The organism is Pseudomonas sp. EB271-G4-1 (assembly GCF_058791355.1).
The window spans coordinates 1-10180 of sequence record NZ_JBYTEO010000114.1 but is presented as its reverse complement, the minus strand read 5'-3'; the positions used below and the strand labels follow the sequence as shown (position 1 = coordinate 10180).

At 64.3% G+C, this 10180-nt stretch carries 10 protein-coding genes; all 10 read right to left on the bottom strand.

All coding sequences use genetic code 11. From position 1 onward, the window contains the following. Positions 1–200: 200 nt before the first annotated feature. The 10 genes from AC3WWR_RS30190 to AC3WWR_RS30145 are packed head-to-tail and all read right to left on the bottom strand — an operon-like array spanning position 201 to position 9905. Positions 201–1079: an SDR family oxidoreductase gene (locus AC3WWR_RS30190; RefSeq protein WP_033043317.1), complete on the bottom strand. Its 879-nt coding sequence runs from the start codon at positions 1077–1079 to the stop codon at positions 201–203. Between the two features lie 59 nt (positions 1080–1138). After that, positions 1139–2290 (bottom strand): acetyl-CoA C-acetyltransferase, encoded by a 1152-nt coding sequence (locus tag AC3WWR_RS30185; protein WP_020796883.1) that lies wholly within the window; start codon positions 2288–2290, stop codon positions 1139–1141. 3 nt (positions 2291–2293) lie between these two features. Next, positions 2294–3352: an acyl-CoA dehydrogenase family protein gene (locus AC3WWR_RS30180; RefSeq protein ID WP_020796882.1), complete on the bottom strand. Its 1059-nt coding sequence runs from the start codon at positions 3350–3352 to the stop codon at positions 2294–2296. Between the two features lie 9 nt (positions 3353–3361). Continuing rightward, positions 3362–4525, bottom strand: coding sequence for an acyl-CoA dehydrogenase family protein (locus AC3WWR_RS30175; protein WP_033043316.1), 1164 nt, complete (start codon positions 4523–4525; stop codon positions 3362–3364). Positions 4526–4534: 9 nt separating this feature from the next. Then, positions 4535–5287: an enoyl-CoA hydratase family protein gene (locus tag AC3WWR_RS30170; RefSeq protein ID WP_020796880.1), complete on the bottom strand. Its 753-nt coding sequence runs from the start codon at positions 5285–5287 to the stop codon at positions 4535–4537. Next, positions 5284–6396, bottom strand: coding sequence for an NAD(P)H-dependent flavin oxidoreductase (locus AC3WWR_RS30165; RefSeq protein WP_020796879.1), 1113 nt, complete (start codon positions 6394–6396; stop codon positions 5284–5286). The genes AC3WWR_RS30170 and AC3WWR_RS30165 overlap by 4 nt, the downstream gene beginning before the upstream one ends. Next, a complete protein-coding gene (locus AC3WWR_RS30160; RefSeq protein WP_020796878.1) occupies positions 6393–7301 on the bottom strand; it encodes an enoyl-CoA hydratase in 909 nt (302 codons plus the stop codon). Before AC3WWR_RS30160 ends, AC3WWR_RS30165 begins: the two co-directional genes overlap by 4 nt. Before the next feature lie 15 nt (positions 7302–7316). Beyond that, a complete protein-coding gene (locus tag AC3WWR_RS30155) occupies positions 7317–8114 on the bottom strand; it encodes a CoA-transferase subunit beta (protein ID WP_020796877.1) in 798 nt (265 codons plus the stop codon). A 12-nt stretch (positions 8115–8126) separates the two neighbouring features. After that, positions 8127–9002: a CoA transferase subunit A gene (locus tag AC3WWR_RS30150; RefSeq protein WP_151144109.1), complete on the bottom strand. Its 876-nt coding sequence runs from the start codon at positions 9000–9002 to the stop codon at positions 8127–8129. 12 nt (positions 9003–9014) lie between these two features. Further along, the gene (locus AC3WWR_RS30145) at positions 9015–9905 is read right to left on the bottom strand and encodes a VOC family protein (RefSeq protein ID WP_492599304.1); all 891 of its coding nucleotides are present in this window, start codon (positions 9903–9905) and stop codon (positions 9015–9017) included. Positions 9906–10180: the final 275 nt, after the last annotated feature.

Below are 10180 nucleotides of genomic sequence, written 5' to 3'. Positions count from 1 at the left end.
CATGCCGAGCATTAGCGAGGCACCGAACGCCAGGGGCAAGAGCCCTTGGTTACTTGGGGCTTTTCCAAGTGACTCGCCGTAAGGGCGAAACCATAAGCCGCCGTTACCGCAGCAATGGATATGTACTCCGTCAACAAACAATAGGTCGGCTGTCAGGGTGGCTTCGCTGGCAAGCCAGCTCCTACAATTGATCAGGACATTCAGCTCCCCCAGACTTTCTGCGCCTTCGGCGCTTCAGCAAGAATTGCATCCACCGCCGCGCCGATCTCTTCGACTTTCCACAACGCGCCCTTGTCGCAGGTAACGCCCGTGCGCCAGCCATCGCCCAGGGAGATGCGACCGCCCTGGCTTTCGAAGACCTGGCCGGTGACGTGGGCCGACGCCGGGCTGCCCAGCCACACCACCAGCGGCGCGACGTTCTCTGCAGCCCAGGCGTCGAAGCTGCCGTCCTCGGGTTTCTTCACCACGTCGGGCATGGCGCTCTCGGTCATCGAGGTGCGTGCGGCCGGCGCCAGTGCGTTGGCAGTGACGCCATAGCGCGCCAGTTCCGCCGCCTGCACCAGGGTCAGCGAGGCGATTCCGCCCTTGGCCGCCGAATAATTGGACTGCCCCACCGAGCCCTGTAACCCGGCGCCGGAGCTGGTGTTGATGATCCGCGCGTCCACCGGCGTGCCGGCCTTGGCCAGGTCGCGCCAGCGGCGGCCGAGGATGTTGGCCAGGCAATAATGGCCCTTGAGGTGGACGCGCATGACCATGTCCCAGTCTTCTTCACTGAGGCTGATGAACATGCGGTCGCGCAACACGCCGGCGTTGTTGATCAGCACATGCACTTCACCGAACGCCGCCAGTGCCGCATCGACGATGCGCTGCGCGGTGGCCAGGGTGGTGATGTCATCGCTGTTGGCGATGGCCTGGCCACCGTTGGCGCGAATCTCCCCTGCCACATCTTCTGCGGCCTCGGCGCGAATATCGTTGACCACTACATTGGCCCCTTGCGCGGCGAACGCCAGCGCGTAGGCGCGACCGAGGCCACCGCCGGCCCCGGTGATGATCACGGTGCGGTCTGCACACATAGCCATGTTTGACTCCTTGAGAATTTGTGTGGCCGCGCGCCCGAAGCGGCGGCCCGCATGAAAAATTACAGGCGTTCGATAATGGTCACGTTGGCCTGCCCGCCGCCTTCACACATGGTTTGCAGGCCGTAGCGACCGCCGCTGCATTCCAGTTCGTTGAGCAGCGTGGTCATCAAGCGTGCGCCGGTGGCGCCCAGCGGATGACCGAGGGCAATCGCGCCGCCGTTGACGTTGGTGCGCGCCGGGTCGTAATCGAGCTCCTTGGCCCAGGCCATGACCACCGAGGCGAAGGCTTCGTTGATCTCGACCCGATCGATGTCGCCCATGCTCAGGCCACTCTTGGCCAAGGCCCGGCGGGTGGCGGCGATCGGTGCGGTGAGGTGCCAGATCGGATCGTCACCGAGCACCGTCAGGTGATGAATCCGCGCCCGTGGCGTCAGGTCGTAGCGCTTGAGCGCCGCCTCGGACACCACCAGCAGTGCCGCCGAGGCGTCGCAGGTCTGGCTGGACACGGCGGCGGTGATCGACGGGAACTGCGGGTCCACCGGTTGCAACTCGGCCATCTTCGCCAGGCTGCTGTGACGCGGCGTTTCATCCACCGCCAGGCCTTGGCAGCTGACGATTTCCCGGGCGAATCGGCCACTGGCGATGGCCGCCAGGGCGCGTTCGTGGCTCTGCAAGGCAAAGGCTTCCATCTGCTCGCGGCTGATCTGCCAATGATCGGCGATCCGTTGCGCGGCGTAGAACTGGTTGACGGGCTGCTGGCCAAACCGCGCACGCCAGCCAACGCTGCCCGAGAACGGATCGGCAAAGCCCAGGGGCTGGCCGGCCAGCATCGCCGAAGAAATCGGGATCTGGGTCATGGTCTGTACCCCACCCACCGCGACCACATCCTGGGTGCCGCTCATGACCGCCTGCGCGGCGAAATGCAGCGCCTGTTGCGACGAACCACACTGACGATCCACGGTGGTGCCGGGCACCGTCAGCGGCAAGCCGGCGGCCAGCCAGCTGGTGCGGGCGATATCGCCAGCCTGGGAACCGATGGTGTCGACGCAACCGAATATCACGTCGTCATAGTCTTCGGCAGGGATCACGTTGCGCGCCACCAGCGCCTTGAGCACATGGGCGCCCAGGTCAATGGCGTGGATCTCGCTCAATGAGCCCTTGCGTTTGCCGGTGGGGCTGCGCAGTGCATCAACAATGTAGGCCTGTGCCATGACTCATTCCTCGAAAGTATGCCCCGGCCCCAGGCCGGTGGCGTCGGCGAACAGGTAGTCGCTGACACGGGTTTTGTGAAAGCCGCGGTCGCCCCAGGACGCATCGAGGGCCCAGGCGCGTTTCATGAACATCTGCAAATCCACCTCCCAGGTGTACCCCATCGCACCATGCACCTGGATACCCTTGCGCGCGGCGAGCCAGCTCGCTTCGTTGGCCGCCAGGCGCGCTTGCGAGACCCAGGCGCCCGCGTTGACGTCACCCCGCGCCAAGGCATGGGCCGCGCGGTACAGCACCGGCTTGGCCTGTTCGATGTAGCGGGCGACATCGGCGAGGTGATGCTTGACCGCCTGGAAGCTGCCGATCGGCTTGCCGAACTGTTTGCGCTGGGCCACGTAGTCCACCGACAGGTCGAGCATGCGCTGCGCCAGCCCCAGCAGTTGCCCGGCCACCGACAGTGCACCGCGGTCCAGCAGGTGCGCCTGCAAGGTCCGTCCCTGCTCGCCACTGGCCACGCAGGTGGTCGGCGACGGAGTCCAGGTCACCCGCCCCAGGCGTCGCGAGGCATCGATGCTCGGGTGGTTTTCCACCTCGACCTCGGAGCGCGGCACCACATGGATGTCATCGCCATCGGTGAGGATCAACACTTCGGCCAATTGCGCATCACTGACCAGCGCATTGACTGGATGACTGATCGCCAGGCGCAAGCTGCCATCGGCGATACGCGGCAACAGGTCGGCGCGGGCCGGATGCTGCGCCGGCAGAGCGGCGAGCAAGCCGCTGGCGACATAGGCGGTGTCGGCCAATGAGTCGGGAATGGCGTAGTAACCCAGCTCCTGGGTCATCAGGGCCCAGGTCACATCGTCCATGCCCAGGCCGCCTTCGGCCTCGGGCACCGACAAGGCGGTCAGGCCCTGGCCGGCGATCTTGTTGCGCAGGTCGCGGGAGCGCCCGGCATCGGTCTCCCAGATTTCCCGGAGCATTTCCGGGGCGGCTTCGGTCATCAGGAAACGACTGATGGCTTCGTGGAACGCCAACTGGTCATCGTTGAAAGTGAAGTCCATGGCGGTTCCTTATTTCGGCAAACCGAGCATGCGCTCGGCAATGATGTTGCGCTGGATTTCGTTGGTGCCGGCATAGATCGGCCCGGACTGGGCAAACAGGAAACCCTCCAGCCAACCCGCCGCATCGCCCGCCTGCGCGCCTTTTGCAACCAGCTCGCCGCGCGTACCGAGAATGCGCATGGCGGTCTCGTGCATCTTCAGGTCCAGCTCCGACCAGATGATCTTGTTGATGCTTGATTCGGCGCCGATCTGCTCGCCCCTGCTCAAGCGTCCCACGGTGTGGTAGGCCGACAACGCATAGGCCTCGGCACCCATCCAAGTCTCCAGCACGGCATCGCGCAGGCCCGGATCGCGGTCGGCGCTGGCGCGGTTGGCCTTGTACAGCTCGACCAGCTTGCGTGCCGTGGCCTGGAAGCGCGCCGGTGAACGCAGCAGCAGGCCGCGCTCGAAACCAGCGGTGGCCATCGCCACGTGCCAACCCTGCCCCTCGGCGCCGATGCGGTTGGCCACCGGCACCCGCACGTCGTCGAAAAACACCTCGGCGAAAGCGTCCTTGCCGTTGAGCGCCTTGATCGGGCGAATGCTCACCCCCGGCGTATCGAGCGGCACCATGATGAAGGACAGGCCGTGGTGACGGGCCGACCCCGGCTCGCTGCGGAACAGGCCGAACAGCCAGTCGGCGTAGATCGCCCGGGTAGACCAGGTTTTCTGCCCGTTGATCACGTAATGGTCGCCGTCGAGCAGCGCTTTGCTGGTGATCGCCGCCATGTCGGAGCCGGCGTTGGGCTCCGACCAGCCTTGCGCCCACATGTCCAGGCTGGCCGCCATGCGCGGCAGGAAACGCTGCTTCTGCTCCGGGGTACCGAATTCCATCAGGGTCGGGCCCAGCAACAGCTGGCCGTTCTGGTTGACGCGCATCGGCGCGCCGGCACCGTAATACTCTTCTTCGAAGATCAGCCACTCGATCAAATCGCTGCCGCGACCGCCCAGTTCGGCTGGCCACATCACCATCGACCAGCGGCTCTCGAATAGCGTGGCCTCCCAGGCGCGGTGCTGCTCGAAGCCTTCGCGGGTGTCGTAGCTGGCCAAGGGTTCACGGGGCACATTGGCCGCCAACCAGGCCCGTACTTCGGCGCGGAAGGCGTTTTGCTTGGAGGTATAAGTCAGGTCCATGGCGTTATCTCAGAACTTGGCGTCGCGTTTTTCGACGAAGGCCCGCCGCGTTTCCGCGGAGTCCGGGCTGCTGTAGGCCTGCATGGTGAAGCCCTGTTCCCAGCGGTATTTATCTTCCAGGTTGCCGTCTTCGATACCGTTCAAGGCTTCCTTGGCAATGCGGATCATGCCCGGGCTCTTCTCGGCGATTTTCGCCGCGATGCCCAAGGCGGTTTCGCGCAACTGGTCCTTGCTGACAATGCGTTCGATAAAGCCGTACTGCAGGGCTTCAGGGGCGCCGATGCTGTCCCCGGTAAAGAACAGGTAACGAACTTTTTGTACCGGGAACAGCCGTTGCAAGTGCGCACCGCCGCCCATGGCGCCACGGTCGACTTCGGGCAGAGCGAAGGTCGCGCATTCGGAGGCGACGACGATGTCCGCCGCCCCGGTGATGCCGATACCACCGCCCAGGACAAAACCATGGACCGCGACAATCACCGGCACCGGGTTGCGGTGCACGGCCTTGAAGGTGGCGTAGTTACCGGCGTTGACCTCGACGATTCGCTCCGGATGCTTGTCCAGTTCCTTGATGTCGACACCGGCGCAAAAACCGCGGCCTTCGGCGCGGATCACGATCACCCGCACCTCGGGATTGGCCCCGAGCGCTTCGATCTGTCGCGCCAGGGCATGCCATTCCTGGCTGTCGAGGGCATTAACCGGTGGCTTGGCGATCACCAGTTCAGCGATCCCCTGATTGAGTTGTGTCGTAAATGCCTGGTTCACAGGGGTTCTCCGATACTGGCGGGTTGATTCGTGGCGTGTGTCTGGCTGCGTGCCAGGAGCGCATCCAGGCAGTGCTGGGCCTCGCTGGCGATGCCTTCGATGACTTCGCGGCAACTGAGCAATTCGCCAATGGCTGCGGCGACCTGGCCGCTGGGCAGGATGCCCTCGTCCGGAGCGCCATCGACCATCGAGCGCTGCAACAGCACCGGCTGGTTGGCGGCCATCACCACCTGCGACAGTTGCGAGGGGTCTTCACGCAATGCGCGCAGGAAGACTGCAGCCATGTGCCCCAGGCTCATGCCGGTCTGCTGCTTCCACTGCCACGCGCTGCCCAGGGCTATGCGCAGGCGACCGAAGGGGCCCGCCTGTTCCAGGTGATTGATGAAGCGGTTTTCGATCATCCGGTGGCGCATGCCATCCACCGCCGTGGTCACGCGCACCAACTGCGGATCGTTGACCTTCAGGTAACGTTCGAGGGTCGCGGCCGGTGTCGGCGATTCGCGGGTCATGAGGAACCGCGTGCCCATGGCGATGCCGGCACCACCGGCAGCGAGCACCGAGGCCAGGCCACGGCCGGTGGCGAATCCTCCGGCCGCGATCACCGGTACCTTGACCGCCGCCAGCACCTGGGGCAGCAGGATCGAACTCGGTACGCCGCCAGTATGGCCGCCGCCCTCACCGCCCTGGATGGTGATCATGTCGGCGCCCAGTTCCACGGCCTTGAGCGCATGCTTGAGGGCGCCGACAGTTGGAATGCACAGCACCTTGGCCGCCTTGAAGCGGGCGATGGTCTGTTTGTCCGGACCGCGCCCGTAACTCACGGCGCGCAGACGGTACTTGATCGCCAGGTCGACGCACTGCGCGGCGTTGTCCTGGAACATATGGAAATTGAGCCCGAAGTTGCTGGCGCCAGTGGCGTCGATCACCTTGCGGATTTCGCCTTCCAGTTCGTCGGCCGCGATGGTCGCGCCAGCCAGGAAACCGAAGCCCCCGGCCTGGGTCGTGGCGATCACCAGGTTGGCGTCGGCGACCCACCCCATGGCGGTCTGCACGATCGGGTAACGGCAACCGAGGGCCTCGGTCAGTGGTGTATCCAGCCAGCGGTTCATTGGCTTTTGTCCTCGGCCTGCTTGTTGGCCCGGGCCATGCCCTTGGCGTCGAAGCCGCCCAGTTTGTCGCCGGACAACAGCTCGTTATGGGCATGGGCAAAGTGATGCCAGGCGAACACGGCATCCATCGCCGTGCGTTTGCCTTGCAGGTCTTCGACGTGGTTGATCGCCTGCTTGGTCAGAGCCAGGCCCATGCGCGGCTGACGGGCAATGCCGGCGGCCAGGGCATAGGTGGCCTGCTCCAGCTCATCACGGCTGACCAGGCGGTTGACCATGCCCACTTGCCAGGCTCGGGTGGCGCTCATGCGGTCGCCGGTGAAGAGGAATTCCTTGGCGATTCGCGGGTTCATTTCATAGGGATGGGCAAAATACTCCACCCCCGGAATACCCATGCGCACCACCGGGTCCTGGAAGAACGCGTCGTCGCTGGCAACGATCAGGTCGCAGACCCAGGCCAGCATCAGCCCGCCCGCCACGCACGCGCCATGGACCATGGCGATGGTCGGCTTGGGCAGTTCGCGCCAGCGTCGGCACATGCCCAGGTACACCTCCTGCTCACGGGCATACAGTTGCTCGCCACCGGGCTTGTTGGTGTGGTCCCACCACAGGTGCGCGCGCTCGAACGGCTTGTCGATATCCCGCCCCGGCGTGCCGATATCGTGGCCCGCCGAGAAGTGCTTGCCGTTGCCCCTGAGGACGATGACCTTGACGCTGTCATCGTTCACCGCCTGGCGGAAAAAGCCGTCCAGGGCGTAAGTCATCTGCGAGTTTTGCGCGTTGTTGAAGGTCGGCCGGTTCAGCGTCAACGTGGCAATACCCTCGGCCACGCTGTACAGCACCGGGGTGTCCGTCTCGTAGACGGCGTTGTCCTGGCGGACGATGAATTCACTGTCGCTGCTGTGCATGCTCGCCTCCTTGTCTCAGGCCGTACGGATGCCGGGCGGGTTGCCCTTGATCGCCGTGGCGCGGTATTCGTGGGGATCGAGTCGGCGGATCAGCGCTAACTGCTCAGGGGTCGGATGCGCGGTTTCGTGCAACTGCGCCGACTTGAGCAACGGGAAGCCGGTGTTGTCCTGGACCTGCTCGAAACTCACGCCGGGGTGCAGCGAACGCACCTGCACTGCCCGGTCCGGACCGTTGAAGTCGAGGACGCACAGGTCGCTGACCACGCAATGAATGTCCATCAGGTCGCGACGCGTACCTTCGGGCCAGCGCTCGGCCTTGAAACCGACACCGGAAACCATGTCCACTTCGCCGCTGACGAACACCCGACTGTTATGGCTGGGCACGAAGAACGAGTTGAGGTGGTTGATGCTGTTGCCCGGCAGGCCGCGCACGCCGAGGATCGCCGTTTTGGGCTTTTGATAATCGCCGACGCAGGACAGGTTGGTCTGGCCCCAGCGGTCGATCTGGGTTGGCCCGATCATCGCGTGGCGGCGTCCGCCCCACACGCATTCGAACACTCGCTCGAACGACATGTAGCCCGAATAACGCGGTACGTAGTCGCCACGCGGGCCCAGCGGGATCGGCTCTTCGACCAGGAACGCCTCGCTGTCGGTCATCAACAGTTCCGGGCTGTGGGTCAGTTTGGCCAGGCTGGCGCCCAGGCGCGGGATCACGCCCAGGCCCGAGGCAATCACCTCGCCATTGCCGCGCCACGCTTCGCTGGCAGCGACGATCATCAGTTCAGCCAGGGTGAAATCACAGGTTGCAGACATGGTCGATATTCCTCAGAACACGGGAAGGGGCAAGGCGCCCATGGAGTCGGCACCGCCGTTCTGTGCCTGATAGGCCTGCTCGCCACCGGCGATGTAGGTCTGCACATAGTCCTGCCAGCCGTTCTCCGCCTGGCTGCTGGCGACGTAACCCTTGAGATGCTTCATGTCCCAGCCGTAGTCGGGGGCGCAGAGTGTCGGGTGCGCACCCAGGGGCGCATGCACCACGCCGCTCACCAGATAGCGCTCGAAAGTATTGAAGCGGGCTTGCTCGGCGCTCAGCGCCAGGCGATCTTCCAGGCGCTCGCACGAGACAAAGCACTGCTTGGCGGCGCGGGCAAACAGGTGATCGAAATAGGGGTCCGGCCCGGTCACCAGGCAGTTGCCCAGGCGATCGGCGACGTTGACGTGCAGGAATGCCACGTCGAGGTTGAGCGCCGGCATCGCCAGCAGCACCTCGCCATCGGCATAGGGCGACTGGATGGTCTTGAGCTGCGGGTTCAGGCGCGTCACATCGGTGGCCAGGCCACAACGGGTCGGCAGGAACGGCAGACGCATGCCAGCGGCACGCAGGCCCCACTGGAACATGCCTTCGTCCAGTTCCATCAACTCCAACTCACCGGCTTCGCGGGCCTTGCGATAGTAGGGTTCCAGCGGAATGGCATCGAGGGTGGCGAAACCGAACACCAGCTTCTTGACCTTGCCGGCAGCGCACAGCATGCCCACTTCCGGACCGCCGTAGGCGACCACGGTCAGGTCCTTGACGTCTGAGCGCAGGATCTCGCGCACGATGGCCATCGGCTTGCGCCGCGGGCCCCAGCCGCCGAAACCGATGGTCATGCCATCGCGCAATTGAGCGACCGCATCGGCCGCTGTCAGTTGTTTGTTCATCATGACAATTCCTTAACGTTGGCCGACCGAAAAGTCGTGCCCCCAAATGCTCACGCGGGTGAACTCGAACGCCGAGTGCTCGGCCCAGTCGACTTGCAACCCGCCAAAGCCGTACTCCAGGTCGAAGCCGGACGGTGTCTTCATGTAGAAACTGGTCATGCGGTCATTGAGGTGCTGGCCGAGGGTGGCCGACAGGGCTACCTCATGGGCGCGCAGACGGTCGTGGGCACGGCCGACTTCGGTCATCGAATCGACCTCGACCATCACGTGCACGCAACCTGACGGCACCGGGTACTCGGCCAGTGCCAGGCTGTGGTGGCGAGCGTTCTGGCAATGCAGGAAGTGAATACGGATCGGCGCCACGGACGGGTCTGGACGGAAGTTGAAAATGTCCGACAGTTCAAAGCCCAGCACATCCTTGGCGAACGCCAGGGTGGCGTCGAAGTTCGGCGCCGGCAGCACCGTGTGACCCAGGCCCATGTCACCGGTGATGAAACGCGGCACACCCTGGGGCGAGACAAATGGCAGGCAATCTGAGCGATGGCCCCAGCTCAGTTCATGGCAGTTGCCCGACGGGTCGGTGAGCTTGACCAGCGCCTGTACGCCGCGCTGCTCGATCTCGGCGGCGGAGCCCGACTGCCATTCGATACCGGCTGCACTTAGATGCTCGAGGGCGGCCTTGAATGCCGTCTCGTTGGCCAACTCCCAGCCAGAGGCCAAATAACGCGCTTCAGCGCCTTCGACGATCAGCATGCGAAACGGACGCTCGTCCATTTTCACGTACAGGCCACCGCCCGGCGCCGGGTTCACTTGCATGCCCAGCACGTCTTCGGCGTAACGCTGCCAATGACTGAGGTTTTCGATCTGCGAGACGAAATAGCTCAAACCGCGAATGTCGATCATGCCTGGGTCCTCGTTGGCTGAAAGGGTTTCGTGGTGAGCATTGTGCAAAGCAGTGCGCGTGGCTTCATCGTCCGTTGAGACTAAGCACGGGTGGGTCTTGGGCTCTTCGTGGGAGCGGGCTTGGTCGCGAAGGCTTTGTGTCTGGCGACTGGGATTTTTAGGGTGGTGTGCATATCCATTGCTGCGGTAACGGCCGCCTATGGTTTCGCCCTTACGGCGAGTCCCTTTTTCAAACGCCGGAGTGCCGGCCCAGCAAAAAGGAACCAAAAGGCTTT